This window comes from Peribacillus loiseleuriae (assembly GCF_001183985.1).
GTDB lineage: Bacteria > Bacillota > Bacilli > Bacillales > DSM-1321 > Peribacillus > Peribacillus loiseleuriae.
The window spans coordinates 1,877,892-1,896,717 of sequence record NZ_LFZW01000001.1; the positions used below are offsets into that span (position 1 = coordinate 1,877,892).

At 32.1% G+C, this 18,826-nt stretch carries 25 protein-coding genes, 1 pseudogene and 2 riboswitches; of the genes and pseudogenes, 18 read left to right on the forward strand and 8 right to left on the reverse strand.

All coding sequences use genetic code 11. The annotated features are described in order from the left end of the window. Window positions 1-340: 340 nt before the first annotated feature. Window positions 341-1,267 carry an iron-hydroxamate ABC transporter substrate-binding protein gene (locus tag AC625_RS08835; RefSeq protein WP_049680971.1) on the reverse strand — a complete coding sequence of 309 codons (927 nt, stop codon included), beginning with the start codon at window positions 1,265-1,267 and terminating at the stop codon, window positions 341-343. Window positions 1,268-1,695: 428 nt separating this feature from the next. On the opposite strand from AC625_RS08835, the gene AC625_RS26580 reads away from it, so the two are divergent. Both AC625_RS26580 and AC625_RS08840 read left to right on the forward strand, forming a co-directional pair. Next, on the forward strand, window positions 1,696-1,848 hold the full coding sequence (locus tag AC625_RS26580) for a hypothetical protein (RefSeq protein WP_156187472.1): 153 nt from the start codon (window positions 1,696-1,698) through the stop codon (window positions 1,846-1,848). A 162-nt stretch (window positions 1,849-2,010) separates the two neighbouring features. Beyond that, window positions 2,011-2,367, forward strand: coding sequence for a hypothetical protein (locus tag AC625_RS08840; RefSeq protein ID WP_049680972.1), 357 nt, complete (start codon window positions 2,011-2,013; stop codon window positions 2,365-2,367). A gap of 639 nt (window positions 2,368-3,006) precedes the next feature. On the opposite strand, the gene AC625_RS08845 is transcribed toward AC625_RS08840, so the two are convergent. Then, window positions 3,007-3,666, reverse strand: coding sequence for a cupin domain-containing protein (locus AC625_RS08845; RefSeq protein WP_049680973.1), 660 nt, complete (start codon window positions 3,664-3,666; stop codon window positions 3,007-3,009). 199 nt (window positions 3,667-3,865) lie between these two features. Then, window positions 3,866-4,237, reverse strand: coding sequence for a response regulator (locus AC625_RS08850; protein WP_082190995.1), 372 nt, complete (start codon window positions 4,235-4,237; stop codon window positions 3,866-3,868). Between the two features lie 64 nt (window positions 4,238-4,301). After that, a riboswitch (cyclic di-GMP riboswitch) is annotated at window positions 4,302-4,390 on the reverse strand. Between the two features lie 618 nt (window positions 4,391-5,008). Between AC625_RS08850 and AC625_RS08855 the strand changes: the two genes are divergently transcribed. From AC625_RS08855 to AC625_RS08860, 3 genes and pseudogenes are all read left to right on the forward strand, one after another. Continuing rightward, a complete protein-coding gene (locus tag AC625_RS08855) occupies window positions 5,009-5,197 on the forward strand; it encodes a hypothetical protein (protein ID WP_049680975.1) in 189 nt (62 codons plus the stop codon). 290 nt (window positions 5,198-5,487) lie between these two features. Continuing rightward, on the forward strand, window positions 5,488-5,610 hold the full coding sequence (locus AC625_RS28155; protein ID WP_281177222.1) for a hypothetical protein: 123 nt from the start codon (window positions 5,488-5,490) through the stop codon (window positions 5,608-5,610). Window positions 5,611-5,688: 78 nt separating this feature from the next. Further along, window positions 5,689-6,084 (forward strand): annotated as a pseudogene (locus AC625_RS08860) (IS66 family transposase); the annotation flags it as partial. 157 nt (window positions 6,085-6,241) lie between these two features. Here the strand turns inward: AC625_RS08860 and AC625_RS08865 are convergent. After that, window positions 6,242-7,420, reverse strand: a complete 1,179-nt coding sequence (locus tag AC625_RS08865) for an MFS transporter (RefSeq protein WP_049680976.1) — start codon at window positions 7,418-7,420, stop codon at window positions 6,242-6,244. 79 nt (window positions 7,421-7,499) lie between these two features. Between AC625_RS08865 and yeiL the strand changes: the two genes are divergently transcribed. Beyond that, window positions 7,500-8,171, forward strand: coding sequence for a transcriptional regulator YeiL (gene yeiL / locus AC625_RS08870; protein WP_049680977.1), 672 nt, complete (start codon window positions 7,500-7,502; stop codon window positions 8,169-8,171). A 280-nt stretch (window positions 8,172-8,451) separates the two neighbouring features. On the opposite strand, the gene AC625_RS28735 is transcribed toward yeiL, so the two are convergent. Then, the gene (locus AC625_RS28735; protein ID WP_483824135.1) at window positions 8,452-8,571 is read right to left on the reverse strand and encodes a DUF8096 family protein; all 120 of its coding nucleotides are present in this window, start codon (window positions 8,569-8,571) and stop codon (window positions 8,452-8,454) included. A 426-nt stretch (window positions 8,572-8,997) separates the two neighbouring features. On the opposite strand from AC625_RS28735, the gene AC625_RS08875 reads away from it, so the two are divergent. The 4 genes from AC625_RS08875 to AC625_RS26585 all read left to right on the forward strand — a co-directional run bounded on the left by AC625_RS08875 (window position 8,998) and on the right by AC625_RS26585 (window position 11,675). Beyond that, the gene (locus tag AC625_RS08875) at window positions 8,998-9,405 is read left to right on the forward strand and encodes a hypothetical protein (RefSeq protein WP_049680978.1); all 408 of its coding nucleotides are present in this window, start codon (window positions 8,998-9,000) and stop codon (window positions 9,403-9,405) included. A 583-nt stretch (window positions 9,406-9,988) separates the two neighbouring features. Next, entirely contained in the window at window positions 9,989-10,201 is a 213-nt protein-coding gene (locus tag AC625_RS08885; RefSeq protein ID WP_049680980.1) for a hypothetical protein, read from the forward strand. Window positions 10,202-10,306: 105 nt separating this feature from the next. Next, window positions 10,307-10,993 (forward strand): 3'-5' exonuclease, encoded by a 687-nt coding sequence (locus AC625_RS08890; protein WP_049680981.1) that lies wholly within the window; start codon window positions 10,307-10,309, stop codon window positions 10,991-10,993. 523 nt (window positions 10,994-11,516) lie between these two features. Then, window positions 11,517-11,675, forward strand: a complete 159-nt coding sequence (locus tag AC625_RS26585) for a hypothetical protein (RefSeq protein ID WP_180320084.1) — start codon at window positions 11,517-11,519, stop codon at window positions 11,673-11,675. Between the two features lie 281 nt (window positions 11,676-11,956). On the opposite strand, the gene AC625_RS08895 is transcribed toward AC625_RS26585, so the two are convergent. Both AC625_RS08895 and AC625_RS08900 read right to left on the reverse strand, forming a co-directional pair. Further along, on the reverse strand, window positions 11,957-12,325 hold the full coding sequence (locus AC625_RS08895; protein ID WP_049680982.1) for a hypothetical protein: 369 nt from the start codon (window positions 12,323-12,325) through the stop codon (window positions 11,957-11,959). Between the two features lie 157 nt (window positions 12,326-12,482). Further along, a complete protein-coding gene (locus AC625_RS08900; RefSeq protein WP_049680983.1) occupies window positions 12,483-12,710 on the reverse strand; it encodes a hypothetical protein in 228 nt (75 codons plus the stop codon). 403 nt (window positions 12,711-13,113) lie between these two features. Then, window positions 13,114-13,203: riboswitch (cyclic di-GMP riboswitch) on the reverse strand. 452 nt (window positions 13,204-13,655) lie between these two features. Here AC625_RS08900 and AC625_RS08910 point away from each other — a divergent pair. Continuing rightward, complete coding sequence (locus tag AC625_RS08910) at window positions 13,656-13,853, forward strand: hypothetical protein (RefSeq protein WP_049680985.1); 198 nt, start codon at window positions 13,656-13,658, stop codon at window positions 13,851-13,853. Here the strand turns inward: AC625_RS08910 and AC625_RS26590 are convergent, their stop codons facing one another. Beyond that, window positions 13,854-13,994: a hypothetical protein gene (locus AC625_RS26590; RefSeq protein WP_156187475.1), complete on the reverse strand. Its 141-nt coding sequence runs from the start codon at window positions 13,992-13,994 to the stop codon at window positions 13,854-13,856. A 162-nt stretch (window positions 13,995-14,156) separates the two neighbouring features. Here AC625_RS26590 and AC625_RS08915 point away from each other — a divergent pair, with 162 nt between their 5' ends. The 7 genes from AC625_RS08915 to AC625_RS27395 all read left to right on the forward strand — a co-directional run bounded on the left by AC625_RS08915 (window position 14,157) and on the right by AC625_RS27395 (window position 18,510). Next, entirely contained in the window at window positions 14,157-14,585 is a 429-nt protein-coding gene (locus AC625_RS08915) for a S1 domain-containing RNA-binding protein (protein WP_049680954.1), read from the forward strand. Window positions 14,586-14,785: 200 nt separating this feature from the next. After that, window positions 14,786-14,950: a hypothetical protein gene (locus AC625_RS26595; protein WP_156187476.1), complete on the forward strand. Its 165-nt coding sequence runs from the start codon at window positions 14,786-14,788 to the stop codon at window positions 14,948-14,950. A gap of 233 nt (window positions 14,951-15,183) precedes the next feature. Continuing rightward, a complete protein-coding gene (locus AC625_RS08920; RefSeq protein WP_049680986.1) occupies window positions 15,184-15,519 on the forward strand; it encodes a site-specific integrase in 336 nt (111 codons plus the stop codon). Window positions 15,520-15,708: 189 nt separating this feature from the next. Continuing rightward, complete coding sequence (locus tag AC625_RS28160; protein WP_281177223.1) at window positions 15,709-15,843, forward strand: hypothetical protein; 135 nt, start codon at window positions 15,709-15,711, stop codon at window positions 15,841-15,843. Window positions 15,844-15,924: 81 nt separating this feature from the next. Then, entirely contained in the window at window positions 15,925-17,286 is a 1,362-nt protein-coding gene (locus tag AC625_RS08925; protein ID WP_049680987.1) for a DNA sulfur modification protein DndB, read from the forward strand. After that, on the forward strand, window positions 17,287-18,255 hold the full coding sequence (locus tag AC625_RS08930) for a phage lytic cycle repressor MrpR family protein (protein ID WP_049680988.1): 969 nt from the start codon (window positions 17,287-17,289) through the stop codon (window positions 18,253-18,255). Window positions 18,256-18,369: 114 nt separating this feature from the next. Beyond that, window positions 18,370-18,510 carry a hypothetical protein gene (locus AC625_RS27395; RefSeq protein WP_156187477.1) on the forward strand — a complete coding sequence of 47 codons (141 nt, stop codon included), beginning with the start codon at window positions 18,370-18,372 and terminating at the stop codon, window positions 18,508-18,510. The last annotated feature ends 316 nt before the right edge of the window (window positions 18,511-18,826 follow it).

Below are 18,826 nucleotides of genomic sequence, written 5' to 3' on the forward strand. Positions count from 1 at the left end.
TAGAATAAGTATATTGATCGCTCCTAAAAATATATAACAATACAGGATATTTATAGCAACACATAAATAATAAAACGAGACTTTTAATATTTAATATGTAACAATCAATAATTTCATTCATATTACCTAGCTATAAATGAATATAGACAATTCGACAATCCAGGACTCTGTGAATAAGAAGACTTAAAATGCAAGAATTAAATTTCATGTTCTCTAGGGAGGGGTGGTAGCCTTCAATCCAATTCACATTATAGAGAGTTTTTATCATTGCTACTCTAGGTCAAAAAGAGTCCTACAACATGTAGGACTCCATGAATATTGCTCAGTGGTTGGCTTGTATTTACTTACCAAGAAAGTTTTTAATGAAGAATTCTAGCTGGTATTCTTGGCTCAGCGGATCGTTAAAATAGAATGCTTTTGCATCGGCCTCGAAAACATGATTATTCTTGACGGCTGGAATGTTTTTGTACATTTCAGTGTATTGGAATGAGTTGTCCTCATCAGAGTTTTTACTGAAAATGACGTAGTCGCCAAGGTAATCAGTTAGTACTTCAGTTGATAGCGCAAAGTATCCGTCTTGTTCTGTGGATTCTTTTACTTTTTGGGGCATACCGAGTTTAAATTCATTATAGAGAATTTCGGTTCCTCGACCATAGTTATAGCCATATACGTAGAGTTGCTTATTAAATGTCTCGATGACTGAGACCGTCGCATCTTCACCAATCTTCTCCTTGATTTCTTCTCCAGCTTTTGTTGCACGAGCTTTGAAATCATTGACCCATGTTTGTGCTTCTTTTTCTTTGTTCAACAACTTTCCAATTTCCAGTTGCTGAGTTAAGTAATCGACTTTACCATAAGTATAAGTGACCGTAGGAGCAATTTGTTTGAACTTATCGATGTTTTTAATACCAGAAAGCCCGATAATAAGATCCGGCTCTAGCTCAATGATCTTCTCAAGGCTTTCATCCGAAACCGCTTCAATATCTTTCAATTTTTCTTCGAATCTCGGGTTGGTCTTGGACATTTCGTCAACTCCAACTACTGGTACACCTAGTGCCATGACATTACCTGTTAAGAATCTAGTGAGTACAACGACACGTTTTGGCTTTGACGGAACCTCGACTGGGCCATTCTCAGATTGGTAGGTAAATGTGTCTGATTCTGAGGATGGTTTACTAGCTTCCGTATTAGTGTTGTTCGCTTTACTTCCACAGGCGCTTAGTAGAAGAATCAGAAACAAGACTAACGGAATAAAAAGTTTTTTCATAAAATCTCTCCTTTATCTATAGCTATGTATCTTAGAAAAATCGATTCTGCATGCAATGCGAGACACTTGAATATAAATGAGAACGATTTTCACTTAGAAACTATAAGCAATATAATATAGATACATAGAACTGCTGTCAATAGTCATTTCAACAATTTGGACTTAATATTAAGGTCTATTTCATTTAATGATATTTAATAGATAACTTAATAAAAGAAGCTATTATTATTCATAAAAATAATTAGTAACCATAGTATAGAATATAACCAATAAGATGAAGTAGACCTCACCAGCCAATAAAACAACTTAAATATTATGGATTATGGGGATTTTTTCTTTACATAAATAAAATTACAGATATTTTAAAATTAAATTAATCGAACAGAGAAAATAAAAAGTCCAGACGAACGCAAAGGGGATAATTAAAAATGAAACTTAAAAATAAACTCACTGGTAAATATCTAACTGTTTTAACTAATGGAATTATCACTTGGACTTTAGAAGGATCAATTTTTACAAACGACAAATTAAGTGAATACAAAACGTACTTTACAAAGCCTGATTTATTGGTAGCTGAATAATTACTATTAAATAAGTATTTATTTAAATTTAAAATAGTAACGAGCGAGGCAGAATTTCACGAATATATCCAGGAAGAAAATGAAATGGCAGCATGGGAAATTATCGGAGAGAAGTATCCCGTATCTGAAATTACATTGAAACTATTCTGAGGAGGGGAACTTATGAGTAATTTAACCAAACTTAACATTATCTTAAAGAAACCATTATTTGCGAATTTAACTAAAAAACAATCCAATAACAGGGAAAATTACAATGTTAAACTCAATTATTCTATCAATCATGTTACTATTCACACCTATATCAGAACAGCCTACATACGACACAGAGACGTTTACAATAACTTCGGTAACAGTTACGAGTATTCCGGACAGTCTACAATAACTGATAGTGGCGTTTGCTTTACAAGTGATGAAATTCAAAGTGTAGGGGAAACTATTAAAGGCAATACGGTGAAAGCAACATTTGATGAGGACGGAGATTTGATGCAAGTCGTAAAGATTAATAAAGAAACTAATTAGATGGAGGACTCAATGAAAACAAAAATCGATAAGAATAAAGTATATTATGTTACATGCGCACATCACATGAACTCCGAAAACAAGTTACTAGTGGAAGAAGATTTTTCCGGCTAAGAAGTAAATTATCTGATTTAGGTTATCTTGTAGGATCATCGAGGAGGTGACGGAATGTACACAATGACACCGGAACAGATTAAGGTACTAGATGAATTTTCAAAGCTGCCATATGAAAAGCTATTGGAAAAGTATGATAGGTGCTGGAGCAGGTTAGAGAGATATTGAATTGAATAAACACAAAAGCTATCACTTTATGAATTATTTTTCTTTTTAGATACAAAGAAATAAACGTTAAGCAATATAAACATTCCACCAATTAATATAATAGGGAAAAGAGTAGTGTTAATGAAATGTTTATAAATCTAAGTATCATACATGAAATCCACCTCAGTTTTGATGTTTTCATTAGTATGATCGTTAATGTAGAACATTATCCAAACATCAATTTGTAATGTAGAAGTACAAGGAAAGCATTAAAAGGATAGTTTTAATTGGTGACTTTACTAAACTGTAGATACAAAATGTGCAATAAAAAAGACATGGGGGATCCATGTCAAATTCTAAGCACTATATTTTTCTCACCTACGAATAGTCAATATAATGCTGCTGATGGGGTGGATATTGTTGATAATACGCTTCGGTTGCATACCTTTGGTTGTCGTAATGATTTATATACCGTGGATGATGCTGTGAAGTGTTGTCGTGGGCTCTGTTGCAGGTATTAGGTGGGCCAATATATGTTGTGGGTTTAACTGGTGCAACTGCTTTTTTCCATTGATTTTCATCGATGCAATAAGTATGCGACATGACGTTTGCAGGAGTAAATTTTAAGATGTCAGAACCTAGAATAACTTCTGGAGTTGGTGCATCAAAAATTGCCAAAAGATGTGTTTCATCAACTGTAGCTACTTCATAATGCCACCAACCTTGTGGAACATTTGCCACTTGTCCTGGTGTAATGGTGTAATTGAGAAGCTGTTTTGTGAATGGGTTCAGTATCGATACAATAGCAGCACCAGTAATACAATAGACTAACTCAGCTGCATTTTGGTGATAGTGCGGTTCTACGAAATTATTAGCACTTAGGAAAATGTCTAGCAGAGACACATTTTCCAATGTATTCAACTGTTGCACACCTAATACGTTAATATAGTTGTTGTTATCTTTTTTGAACAAGGGACTTTTATTTACATCAAAAGTGTATTGAGTTGATGGAGAATTGTAATCCATATATGAAACCATAAAATTTTGTTCCCCTCTTTACATTAGCTATAAAAACAAACCTTCTAGGCATGATATGAACTTACATTTAATTTGGTGTGCGTAGTTATTAAAAACTTATTAGTACGCATTTTGAATAAACTTACAGTAAAATCATTCTTTTAATCGTTTGGAAACTTAGTCCAATTGTAAAGTAGGAATAATGAAAATAACATCCCATTTAAGGGATGCTACACACCGAAACAATTTTTTGTAACGTATATAAAATATTATCAAAATAGGGTTTTATAATAAAACCCTTAGCACCTAACTCTAACGATTCGTTTATTAGATACTGTTGACCTAGCGCAGAACACATAACTACTTTAGCTTGAGGATCTTTTTCTATAATACTTTTTAAAGCCTCTAATCCGTTCATACTAGGCATTGTAATATCCATTATAACGATATCAGGACGATAATAAACGTATTGCTCAACAGCTTCAAATCCGTTACTAGCCTCGCTAAGGACAAAGTAATCTTTACCGTTTATTAGCTTCCTTAGTATAGTTCGCATGAATTTAGAATCGTCAACAAGTAGAACTGATTTAATATTGAAAACCTTCTTTCATTGTAATAGGCAAATTTGAAAGAATGAATCAATAACAAGATTATATCTTGGGAACCCGGCTGTCATGGTGGATGGAAACACTTTAGACCCGTGGCTTTGCGTCTTTTACTTTCGTAAAATTTGCCTCATAGGTATATTATCACTGTTAAGTGTTTTGTTGAATAGTTCTAATTAACTACTTTGCGTTATATGTATCAATTAAGGCGAGCTAATCGGCAGAATGGACGTATTGCTATTGGCAATTCTTAGTTCGAATACACTATAGGTGATGAAACACATCTTTTATGATAACTTAAAAACTGTGTACCCTAATTACTCAGGATACACAGTTATCTAGTACTGTTTTTGAAGTTAGTGATTGCTAAAGTCCATTCAGTCAATAGGATCGACATCTTATAGCTATAATCTAAAGAATGAACTGGAAAGAGTAACTGATGCTAAAACAAGCGAAACTAATTATAAATAGGATAAGAATGGTAATTTGTTATTAATAACTAATGCATTAGATGCAAAAACTACCTATAATTACAATGGTCAAAACTTGTTAGAAAAAGAAGCGAAGGCATTAATTGAGAAAAATGATAAGTTGGAATTGTTTCTTTGGTTTAAAAGTAAATTTAATACATGTATATAATAGTAATATTAAAAGTGGATCAAGTGTGAAAATTAAAAAAATAAAGTGGTGAGTGTATATGACATTATGGTACCATTTTAACCAAATAATAATGAAATCAAACAAAGGAGTATGTTGATATGAAAAAATTTATCATCGAAGAAACTAAATTAAGTAAGGTTGCCGGAAAAAAGGTATATATCAAAGCTGATAGAACACAAACACTAAATTTTGACTATGCAGGCGTGTTCCCAGAGATTGATGCAAATAGCATGAAAGAAGAAAATGACAACCTTGAATTAATTGAAGTAATTGTGACTGTAGTGTAATTGTACATAAACTAAACAAATAATATACAAATTATAACAATTGGAAAATAAGACTAAGAGTTTGTTTGATCGATCAAATGAGTAAAATTAATGAATATATAAATTACATGAAAAATATAAATAAGATAAGACAATATCTACAATACTGAAGGAGAATGAAGAGATGCCTAATTATACAAAATTATTAACTGAAGCATTTGTTGCACTTGATAAATATGGAATAGTATTCGCAGAGACTAGTATGAGATCGAGATTAGAAAGGTATTATAAGAGTCTGGAGGAAGATGAATATGTATCTAATTGAGTGGGGAGAAGCTGGAAAGATTAAATGGTTTGTGGCCGAAGGATATATTGAACGTCTTGTATGTGAAGAAAGACTAGAGAATAGGGGTATTGAATTCAACAGTAGTTAGTTATAAAAAAAATTATTGAAATCTTAATTTTGATAAAAAGTGAACGCAATCAACGACATAACTAAGGAGGAATAAACATGGCTACAAAAACAAAGTTCGCGAGTTACCCCTAAAAGTGCTCTGGGACAAGCCATCAAATATTGCCGAAACCAGTGGCCGCGTCTAACAATGTTTTTACAGGACGGACGTTTGGATATCGATAATAATCGAAGTGAACGCGCTATCAAGCCCTTCGTAATCGGGCGAAAAAATTGGCTCTTCTCACAATCGATGAAAGGCGCAAAAGCGAGTGCAATTGTCTATATTATTGTGGAAACTGCCAAAGAAAATCAGCTAAATCCGCTGATTTACTTAACCCACGTATTTGAACAGTTGCCTTTAATCGATCTGAAGGATTCGGAAGCACTGGATAAGCTCCTACCGTGGTCGAAGACCCTTCCGACAGATTGTTACGTTCCAAGTAAAACTAAATAAAGCATATAATAAGCGCCTCCTGAAATGACAGGTAGGCGCTTATTATATGCTTACTATCAAAATGTTTTTCATAAAGAGTGATAACAATAACCTTTAAGAAATTGGCAGCAACCTAAAGCTGGATGCTGTCATATGTTTTATATCGCTTTTAAAGAATTCACCTTGTTCTTTCAAACAGTTCCCCCATTGGATCATCTAATTTTCGATAAACTAACGCAAGCAACATCGAAGGAATGGAACAAATAATCATCCCGATAAAGGCGTATCTTGGCTCGATTTCATACAAGTAACCGCCGAAAAACGTGAATATTGCTGTGCTCCAGCTAAGTGCCAGTGCTGAATACATGCCTTGTGCATTCGGAATCTGTACATGTGGAATATTTTTGATTAAGTATTTCATAAAAGCATAATGCCCCATCGCAAAAGAGAAGGCATGTAATGTTTGAGAGATACAGAAAACAATAATATTTGGAAAGGAAAATACTAGTATCCAACGCACGGTTGAACCAAGTGCCGCAAGGGTCAGTAAGGAACCAACAGAAAATTTATGAAAGCGCCGATCTGCTATTAAAAAGAAAGTGATTTCTGCGATCACAGCAATATTAAGAATCACTCCAATTAAATATTTGGGTGCATAGATTTCTTGTAAAAAGATATAGCCATAGCTGTAATAAGAAGCGTGTGCCGCTTGCAGTAAAATTACAATAACGAGCACCACACCAAAGTGTTTAATGCGAAATAATTGTAGCATGTCGACTCTTTTGGTTTGATTCGCTGATGGCTTTTTATTTAAAACATCAGGAGTGGGCATAAAATTAAGACACACGAATACAAACGTGCCGAGTAGCAGAGCCCATAAAATCACTTCATCTCCAAATGCCCCTGTAAAGACAGTTAAAACCATGCCGGAAATAACAAAGCCAATGGATCCCCACGAACGGCTCTTCCCGTAATGTCTCAATTGCTTACTTTGAGAAAGGACGCCAGCAACGCTATCTAACGTAGGCATCAATGCTGGATAAAATAAATGCAAAAGTAATGTTGTCACCAGTAAGCTAGTAAAAGATTTTGCCGGAATATAACATAGAATGGAGAGTAGCGTGCCGATTGCCATCCCTTTTATTAAGGTTTTACTACTAAATTTCCTTGATAAATAAGGAAATACTAATAATGTAGAAATGCCTCTTACAACCAACCCTAAACTCATAATCAAACTAGCTTGTGAAACTGAAATTCCTTTTGTATAGATCATCCACCCTGTCCAAAAGGGTAGAAAAACACCCCATGTTATAAAAAAACTAAAAAACTGTCTGCTCATCCAGCGTTGTGAATTCATTTTATTCCCCCCAATGTTTGCATAATATCATGGAGATACGTACAATAATATGAGAAATCTCATATTGCAGGGGGATATTATGGAAATTTACAAAGGTGAGAAAAGGCAGCGTTATTTGGAGGATTATTCGATTGGGTATTTATTTTCTTTTCCAATTGAAGAGTTTATAGAAGTGCATAAATATAAACGCGATGAATGGATCATTCAAGAAGGTATGCGACCGGATTATTTATTTTATGTAATAGAAGGAAAAGCAAAAATTTATGTAACACATCAAAACGGAAAAGTTTCCCTACTAAATTTTATTAAGGCGAAGGATTATATTGGAGAAATGGAATTATTAAATCAGATTTACTATTCAAAAGGGATTCAAACCTCCACCGAGACCATTTGCTTTGCAATTCCTTTTCAATCCTACCGGATACAAATTCTGGAAGATGCGACTTTTCTTCGTGAACTAACCAAATTTTTAAGTATAAAAGCAACACAAATGGCTGCAAAGTATTCACAAAGTCTGGCATTCCCGCTTGAAAACCGACTAGCAGATTTTATATTGCAAACTGTTGATGAAGATATATATAGGGAAAAGCATGTAACGGTTTGTGATTTTCTAGGTGTATCCTATCGGCACTTATTGCATGTATTTGCACAATTTTGTGATAAAGGTTATTTGAAAAAGGAAGGACATCAGTATCGAATTCAGCAGCATAATAAATTAAATGAGCTTTCAATGAAATTGAAGAATGAATAACTGATCTTTTACGGTTGTTTCTGCTCCTTCAATTCAAGATAAATAGACAAAACCGCCGCTTAAAAAGGTGGAGTGAACCGTATCATAAGTAAATGCGGTTTGTATAAGACTATACGGCTAGGTTATTTAGTTAGGTAGTTTTTCTTCATGAGAAAAAAGTACATTAAAACATATATAAGTAAGCGTCAAATAGCTGAATAGACTTATAAAAACAGAATTTTATCAGATTGGGCTTATATTGGAAAGGATAGTTTGCTGATCCAAACTGACATGGTAGTAACTAAATAGTCTTCTTCATACCGCAATTACGACATTTATGCAGGAATAGACCATTCTTTATCGAAGAATTAAAATGAGCCTTCTGGCAGAAATCGCATTTTCCCGAGTGGATGTCTGGTATTTTTTTTACAGGTGTACGTTTTAGTTAAATTAATTTCAATATTTTCACTGGACAGTTAAAACACCCCGTAATTAATTACAACGTTTCCTAATATATCAAATTGGGAATAGGAGATCGAAAGAAGAGGATATAATAAATGTCGAAATCACAAATATTTTTTACATAAGAGATATAACTGGATGCAGCATCATTACTGAATTTTCAGCGTTGCCAATTGAAACCTTTGAAACAGAACATCAAGCAAGTGATTTTATCAATGGCTATTTAGAGGGTGAAGTATGTAATGAAGCCGGTAGAAAAGGCGAATTATTCAGAAGCTTCATTGCTATTTTTACATGCTTGTAGCGGGAAATCTGAAGAGGCAAATTCAGAAGATAAAATAAATAAGAATTAATTAAACAAGAAGAAACAACTAAAGTAACTGAAGTGGAAAAAACTGAACCTAATAAAACTAAAAATCTAAAAGAATATCTCATCTTTGACGAATGTAATGCAATGTTTAAGCAAGATCCAGAAGAGACTCAATATCCAAACGGTAAGTATCAGTTAAAGGGCGGGGCAATGGTTAATGCTGCTAGTTTTAATTATGAAGCAAGTGATGTATTCGATTATGCAACAGTAATTTTTTATGAAGGTAAACTAGCACACTTACAACTTGATACTGAGTCATCTGTTGAAGATATTGAAAAAAGGCTTAGCATTTCTTTTCATACCGCAATTGTTGAGCCTTATAAGTTTGGTAGCGGTTATGAAGTTATTTTCAATGAAACTTTTGCTGACGAAAATATTGCAATATTACCTAATGAAAGGGATGAATTAAAAGTAGTTAAATGATCTTAGTACGTTAAAGGAAATTAACCTGAACTGATTTGGAAATTAGTAAAATGAAATTTAAGTATTATAAGAATCAATAGATAATATGAACGAGATTCAAAGTGCATTAAATAGGGTAGCTCAGATAATAGGATCAATAGTAAAATACTTAAAAAAGAAAAAACTGAACCTAATTTATTCGAGGATGTGATAATTATTGCTTTTACTGACACTATGGTTTTTATTCCTAGTATCAGGTCTATTCTATATGCCAAAAAGAGAAGTCCAATTGAATTTCATAAACAATAAAATCTCATTATGGTTTTACATAATAGAAGGAGTATGGGCATTTATTACAATATTTTATATTCCTATTATCTCGAACATAATACTAGAAAGTGCGATTATTAGTGGATTGGTTGATTCGGAAAAGGATGCTTCTACTGTAATAATAGTTGTGAGTGTGATACTTTTTACAATTGCTTATATAATTTATTATAAAAGATTGGGTTATTTTAAAGAAAGGTACAAAAAACAAGATTTAAATAGTTAAGCAGGATGAAATCTTAGGTTTATTGTACAATATACATTGGAGAGCGAATTAATGAAAAATATAGGTCTAATCATTCAAGAAAGAAGAAAACAACTAAATATTTCTCAGATTGGTGATATCTTAAGCTTAGATATATTTAATGATAGTAGTGAAATTGTAGAGAAGTGGCAACCTGGAATTGATATGTTTGAAGATATCGAAGTTTCGCCTGATGATATAATGCTGCTAAAGGAATTTCTCACACAAGTTAAGCAAATAAGATAATAAAAGAGGCATTTTAACAATTTTTAAGGTAGGATATATTTACAAATAGGGTTATTAGATCCTAGTATTTATACTACTTTAATTAAAGTAGGGGAGTTTTAATTAATGAATGCAATAATATTTGACCTGGAGCTAAATAAGACATTTAGAAAAGGTCAATCTACTAGCATAGTTGAGATAGGTGCGGTAAAAGTTAATTTAGACGATATGAAAGTGTTAGATACTTTTCAGGTATACGTTATGCCACATATAGGCATAAGAAATGCAACAATAAAAATGATAAAGATGAGTGAAACCGATATAAAGAATGCTGTAACACCCAATAGTGCTTTATGTAAATTCATCGACTGGATAGGTGAAGACTACTTTCTGTGCTGCTGGGGAAATTCAGATAAATTATTTTTGATAAATGAATGCTCAAATGAAGATATCTCTTTAAAATGGTTAAAAAATTATAATGACATTCAACCGGGTATATCCAATGTACTTGTTAACCGAGACCAAATGAAACTAAAGGATGCAATAAATCAATCAAATATTGAAGTGCAAGGGAATTTTCACAGTGGATTATATGATGCTATTCACACCGCAATGCTGATGATTAAGCACATAGATATAGTAAGACTTGACTTTAACTCTGCTGAATTTAATTATTCAATTAGATGCCCGCTATATAAACGTTGTAAAAATTGTTCAAATGAAAAATATTATACACAGTTTCAAATTATTAAAGAAAACAAAAGAGGCTCTACTTGCACAGAATGTGTATCAAGTTTACTATCAATTAATTAAGCATGAAAATTATGAGGGAAAGGGGCTGCATATTCAATATGAGAGTGTGCAGTTAAAATACATATATGAATAAAATTATTGATAATAGGAGGATGTGTAATGAGGAAATCCAATATATATAGTCTATATAATTTAAAACCGACAATTGAAGAACGTGTGACTGTGGGACATTGCTATACTGGAATAAAATAAAAATAGAAATAATTTACGGAATGAATTAATGAATGTACGATACAAATAATAAATAAAATTATAGCTTGTTTATATAGGGATCTGGTTTTTGTGATTTTGAGAATTTATACTGGTAAGGTGGATAATGATGAATGGATAGTTATTACTGACGATTTTATGGATTTAGTACGGGAAGAACAATAAGAGAATGAAGATGTGGTACTTGTGGATGAATTTTCACAGTTTAGGGAGCGAAAAGAGAAAAAGAAATTAGCTGATACGCGGACAAAGCACTATGAAGATATGTATAGTCATTATTGCATGCCGGAATATCAAGAAAGGAAGCAGAAGATTGACAGAGATTGATAAAGATAAACTATTAGACTTTATGTATAAGAGGAAGGTTGCATTGTTTGATATGTACCAGAGAGACTTTGAAGGAGATCCGAGTAAAGTGTATACACAGTATTGGGAACTCAAATTCTGGCTAGAAGGTGTTGAGCGCGGGTAGTTTGATGTTAAGAAAGTGTATAATGAATAAAATTACAGATTATTAAACATGGTATAAACGAGATGAGACATAAAGAAATTAAAATCAAATGGAGGTATTTAATATGATTTATGAAATTAGATCAAGAAAGATGTTGGAATATCCTAGTGTAGACAATATGATCACCTCTCAAAATTCAATAAGAATAGTTTAGGTTAAATTGAAATAAATATATTGTCGTTTGGAATTACAATAGCGGTGATTAAGGAAATAAAAAGCCGATTTCAATAGAAAAAGCGTAACTATCTAGTAGCTACGCGATCATTTAAACGATTAAGCTTACTTATAGGTATTAGGATACCTCCATTGTGATCTTCATGAAGATAGAGAATCGTCCAGTAATCAGAAATATCAATATGTCTTTTTACTTGTTCATATTGCTTATATTTAAAGTTCGTTACGCATGTACCAGATATACACTTAAATATATGATAGAAGCCTCCTTCGGTTCGCTCAGGTGAGTCTTTTAACATATAGGATTTTACAATATGAACACTGGGATAACCGTCGTGAAAACTCTCGATTTGCACACATGTTTCACCAAGAAATACATCTTTTTTAATATTGATATCATTTGGGGATAAAGATCTGTTGGTAGGTATGGCTATCACCCTTTCTCCTAGTATTAATTAAGGATATTAAGAGATGAAGAGATTTATGACTATGAAACCTAAAATACTAATTTCAATGTAGAAATGGTTCCGTGGGAGTATAAGGAAACAAAGGGAAGTGTAATTGTGAATAATATATCTATAGCAAAAAAATCACCTATAAAGGTACTTTAAGGATTAATCTATCATTATATGAGAAACCTGTAATATAACCTTCTAATTTTAAACGTTCGGCAATTACCACTGCGACTTGATAACCAATGAACCTTATCTTTATCGTCCAGCGTATAAAATCATTGATGTGAAATTCATCGCCCTCTTCACACTGTTTTAAGTATTCGATTGCCATATAATATGATTCATTTGCTTGTTGTTTAAAATCCAATTTAATCACGCTCCTTCTTAGAAGTATATGAACACTAATAGAACTAATGACTCAATTTATAAATAAATTTACTAAATAAATAGATGAACTATAAAACTTTGATGTGATTAAGAATATAAAAAACCTCTCCAAATAGAGAGGTGTCAAAGTTAATTAAACTTGATAATCATTTTTAAATAGCACTTTACATAGCGGACAGTCAACTTCATCAAGCTTTTTGAATTTAATCTTTCTTAGATCAGACCTTGTGAAGGTTGAAAAATAATTATACTTTTCTCCACAAATACAAGTTTGTTCATCTTTTACAATGTGCATCTCATTGGTATTACTCAATAAAACTGTGGGATAATGCAAGGCACGCCCTCTTTTCTCTAATTTTCAGGCAAATTAGAAAGGGGATAAACTTGGCAACCCGGCTGTCATGGTGATTGGATATCACTTTAGACCCGTGGCTTTGCGTCTTTTACTTTCATAAAATTTGCCATATCTATTGTAGCATAGGTAAAAGAGAATGGTTGATTGTTTTTTAATATTCCCTTTTAGAAAGAGAGCTATTGTTTCTTCTGAATCAAGCATTTATTTCAATCTGATAGGTGACAAGAAATCCTGTCACCTATAAATACTGTTACTGCTTTCTAGCTGTACGTTTTGCTTCTTCACGACTAGAGAATGAATCTCCGCAAGTGTTATAAACGTAATCACCTGTATGCATATCAAGCATATATTCCCTTGACAATGAAGAGTGATTACAGTGAGAGTTCCCTTTGCTTTCCCAATTTTTCTGTATTTCTATTGCTTTGTTGTGTTGGATATGGGCCCTTATAATCAACCCTCTCATATTTTATAAGAATAATATATTCATAATTTGAGGTATTTATTCAACTCATCTAAAAATATATTAAATTAGCAATAAATTGCTTCCTTTATAATTAAGGGGGGTAAACTTTGAAAATTGACATTGAATTATTAGAAGTATGGATTAAAGAGTGCTTACATCAAGAACTATCTAAAGAATTAACTATATATCCAGAAATATCCCATGAAATATTTAGAAGAACTGAGGTGTTTGAGGATGTAATGGGTTTTCTACATGATCATGTTAAGATAAGAATAAAAAACGCCCAAATAGGCGCTCTTAAATAATTACTTAGATTCTTCTTCATCGAGTAACAACTTGGCATTCTCATCTACTAATCCATAACCGGGAATATGACCAGCTTTATCTTCGTGATATTTAGTTCCTGAATTATCTGTGTTATTTGTTTTACGTGATTCTTTTTCCATTCATTACACCTCCTATAGCGATAGAGTGTGTGTAAATTAGGAATTTATTCATGTTGAAATTAGGATGTCACAAGGCGCGTGTGCTTTACAGAAGAATTTAGATGTAAATAATCACATTAATTTGTTATAATTGAGTTATTGTTATTTTTAGGAGGAAGTTTATTGTCAATTGAAGTAGGTAGTAAGGTACAAGGTAAAGTAACAGGAATCACTAACTTTGGAGCATTTGTAGAGTTACCGGGAAACATAACCGGACTTGTGCACATTAGTGAGGTTGCAGATAGTTATGTCAAAGATGTTAATGATCATCTTAAAATTGGAGATCAAGTTGAAGTAAAAGTCTTAAGTGAAAAAGAAGGTAAGCTTGCTTTATCAATCAAACAAACTATTGATAAACCAGAAGGGCAAGCACAGACTTACACTAAGAGACCTTTCCGCAAGACTGATAATCGCCCAAAAAGTAATTTCCAACCAAAGGAAACCTTTGATGATAAAATGTCCAAATTTCTAAAATCCAGCGAAGAAAACTTATCATCTCTTAAACGTAATACCGAATCCAAACGAGGCGGTAGAGGTGGAAGAAGAGGATAAACTTTGAAAATAAATCTTAATTTCAGCCCTTTTTATAGAGGGCTGTTTTATATGGCATTGGATTAATAAAACATGGATTAGATAGTTATATATAAACCCCTCAAAACAGTTTAAATAGTGCTGTTTTTTATTAAGGAAAATTTTATGTATTTATGAATAAATATAAGATACATTAACGATTAACTTAGAGGAGAGATAAGATGGTGCTAAATGCTTTGTACGGTTGGTATCAAAGAAACATATATAAATTATCTACATATAACAAGAGAAAAGAGATCGAGCAGCTTGAGTTAATAATTAACCGAATCAAAGAAGAGATTAGAAATAGTAAAAATAAAGGGGGAACACAATATGTCAATGGTTAACAGAAATAAAATTAATGAAAATATAGTATGTATAGAGGGAGAGCCGACATTAATTTATAATTACATTCAATTTTTTTCTATCTAAAAAGGAAAGTAAAAGTCAAATAAGAACTTCAATGGAAACGAGAATAGTGTAGGAAAAAGATATTAAAGATTTTTTCTACATTGCGAGAGACAAAACATTAGACTGTTTAACACTAGAAGATACAAATATATCCAATGAAGACTTCGAAATGTTTATAGATGAACTTAGAGAATCAGGTATATTTGTAAACTCATCATTTAATCGTAAAGTAGTCTCCTTAAGAATGTTATTAAAATTTCTACAACCAAAGAAAATTAACGAAATGCGTATTGTTCCCGATGTTACTTATTTAAATGAAATTAAAGTATTACCTAATGAGTCAGATAGTTACGGAGCGTTTACAGTAGAAGAAGTAAAGAGGATTTCTGATATAACTTTACAGGTAGAAAAAGTGAAGCCTAAAATGAAAAGTTTATTTTTCCTACTTGCACTGGATACTGCATTGAGAAAAAATGAGTTGCTGTCTCTCTATTTGCCAAAGTAATAAAAATAAAGGGGCTTCCGCCTCAAAGGAATTTAGTCTTCCATAGTATAAGAAAAGCATCTATTATACATTTTTATCAAACAACTAAAGAACCTTATGCCACTATGCGATTCGCAAATCATAAGAATGTTAATACTACAACTATATAATATACTTATAAGAGGCAGAAAACTATGGGCGGTAGGCGCTGTGTCAGTTGATATGAGTTTATACAAAGGTGTTAGCAATGAAGTTCTATTAGAAACATTGAAACAACTAGGTAATCCAACATTAATCTTATTAAATCAAAAAATAAGCGAGAAAAAAATCAGGGAAAATATGTAATTATTATTTACAATAAAGTTTATAAAATGTATATTAGACTTAATTTGATAAATAAATTTATAGTTACAAAGGGAGAAAAATATGATTGTAAATAAATCGCCAGATGAACTTATAGAATATTTATTGCTAAATTTAAAGTTAGTTAAAGAGAACGATAAAAAGATTAATAAAATCAAAAATGAACTTGTAACTAATAATAATTTCATACCAGGTGCAGCTCAGGAGCTTATTAATAGCACAGAAGATGATTTGTCAGATTTGGATTTGAGGTTAATATGCCTTTTAACAGAACATATATATGTCGCTACGGGTGATAAAAAGTTAAAAACCGATGAATGGTTTACACCTAAAGAAATTAAAACATCTACGTTATATGACTACGCCTATGAAACACATGTAGACTCGATCAAGTTACCCTTAACAATGCCAGACCCATTTCTAAAAATTGACGATAAAAACTATATAGGATACTGGGATGCTCAATATGCTAATCAGCTACTAAGCGATTTATTAAGTTATAACCCAGAGACTCAGCGAGAGACGAGAAAAATTCAGAGAAATAATCAAATTGAATTTGCTATTAAGATATACCCTCATTCAATTAAAGAAATGACTGCCAAGTTGTTAAAGGGGAAATTAGGATACACAACTATTACTATAAATGCACTTGTTGGGACATCCGATACAGGTAAAGAGCTTTCTTATAATCCTAAAAATATGACTTTAACAGTTAATGAGGGAACAGAGCTAAATATATTAGATGGTATGCATAGGTTGACTGCCATAAAGAATGCATTAGAAATAAATCCAAATGTAAAACATAAAGTACAAGTTGCAATCAAAAACTTCAATCTACCACAAGCTAAAGAATTTCTCGCTGATATATCTAAGCAAAATGCAATATCTAAAGATCGAGTCAAAGAACTAGAAAAAAATAGATTTTCTGATGACGCGATGAATTATTTAAATTTAGAGTCGGATTTAAAAGACAGAATATCGGTGGATGGTCACGTTAGTGTGGGATCGAATGAAATAGTAAGATATGGAGTACTATCAGATGCGATTAACAGTGAATTTATAATGAAAAGCAGACTAGATGCTGATAAAGTGGGAGAGCGATTAAGTAAATTCTTTTATTACTTATTTGGGTTGTATCCAGATGAATTTATAAATGATGTAAATAGAATAAAAAAGAAGTCATATATTAATACGAATAGAATGTTTGCTGGCTATGTTGTTTTAGCTAAGAGAATGGTCGAAGAAAATATTTCTTTTGAAAATATAAAAGATATTTTAGATAGTATAGACTTTGATAGGAAGAATCCACTATGGAAAGAGATAGGCTATGTTAACTCTTCAGGAGCCATCCATAGTGGATCAGAGAGAAATATTATGAATTTTTTTAGGAATTTAGATTTGAATAAGTCAATGGAGGAGAATTAAATGTCTGAGTTATACAATGAAGAGTTAAAAATGGCATTTTTGGATAGATACGAAAATAAAAGTACTAGGAATACTATGATAAATGTATTTAAGTGGAGTGCTAAAACAGAGAAACCTTTAAATAGGGATTTGTACGAATTCACACTCAATGAGATTAGATTGGTATTAGTGGATATGAATTCATCATCAATCGACTCTATAAGATCAAATGGTCGATTTATCAGTTATTATCTTGATTGGATAATAGGTGAAGGATACAAGGTAAACGAGAATCCACTAAATGGTTTGTTAAATGAATGGTACGAGAACATTTATGATTCTAGTAAAAAGACAATATTTACAGAAAAAGAAATAAATGAAATGGAAAAAGCACTTGTCAATGCTCAGGATGCAGTTGTTTTAAAACTATTGTTTGAAGGTGTAGAGGGAGAGGGACTTTCTGAGTTACTTAATTTACAAGAAAAAGATGTAAATTTTGATACTGGAATTTTAAGTTTGCGAAACGATTCAGGTGAAAAGCGTGAAATTGAAGTTTCAGAGGGGTCTTTAAACTTAATTAGACAAGCAATTAAGAATGTGCCATATGCACTCAAAAATGGATTGAGCGAAGGAAAGAGACGAGAGATTGAGGTTGTGAACAATAATTATATAGTTAGGTCGACAATTGGAAGAACAATTAACCTAGACAGAGCTGATAAACATTTGATATATAGACGATTAGCTACGATGAGTGAGCAATTCAACTATAGATATTTAACAGCAAATAATATAGTTAAATCGGGGAAATTGAAATTAGCTAAAGATTTATATAAAGACAGAAAGCAATTAACGAATAAAGAACTAGATATTATAGCAGAGCAGTTTGGAATGAAAAAAACAATGACGCAAGGAACATATAGATATAACTCTATGAGGGCATATATTAACGAAGAAAATATAAGAGGAATGTATCCAGAGATTTTTGAATGACAGGAACATTTATCCCTAGGAAAGCTTGGGGATATTACATGAAAAGAGAGTAAAAGGTCAAATCATACTTAATATTTATACAGATATTAAAGAAAGCGAAATAATGGGCGTCTGTTGGGTAAATTTAAAAACGATACTCTATTGACAAATGATTACTTATTAATGGCAGAAAACAATAATATACATATTGCGGTAGTTGAGGAGTTTGAAGAAAGAGTATTAAAAGAAGGAAACAAAAAAGACACCAAGAATTAACTCAGCATCTAAGTCAGCTTTATATGGCGGTAACCATATAAACATGTGTGTAAGGCAAATCAACTTTACAAATAAAATATAACAAATGTTATTGAAGTTTTCAATACATAATGATTACAACTTAAGGGGAAATCATCTTAGATTAGTATAATTAAGGGGTGTTTTTCCATTTTTATATTTAAACAAGTGAAATTATAGATCAACACTAACGTATAATTCGTATGCAATTTGTATTTTATTAGACAAAGGGAAAAGGTGGGGACGGTGAAAAAACTTAGCTTTTTTCATGTAAATGTCGATAGCTTCTTAGAAGCTT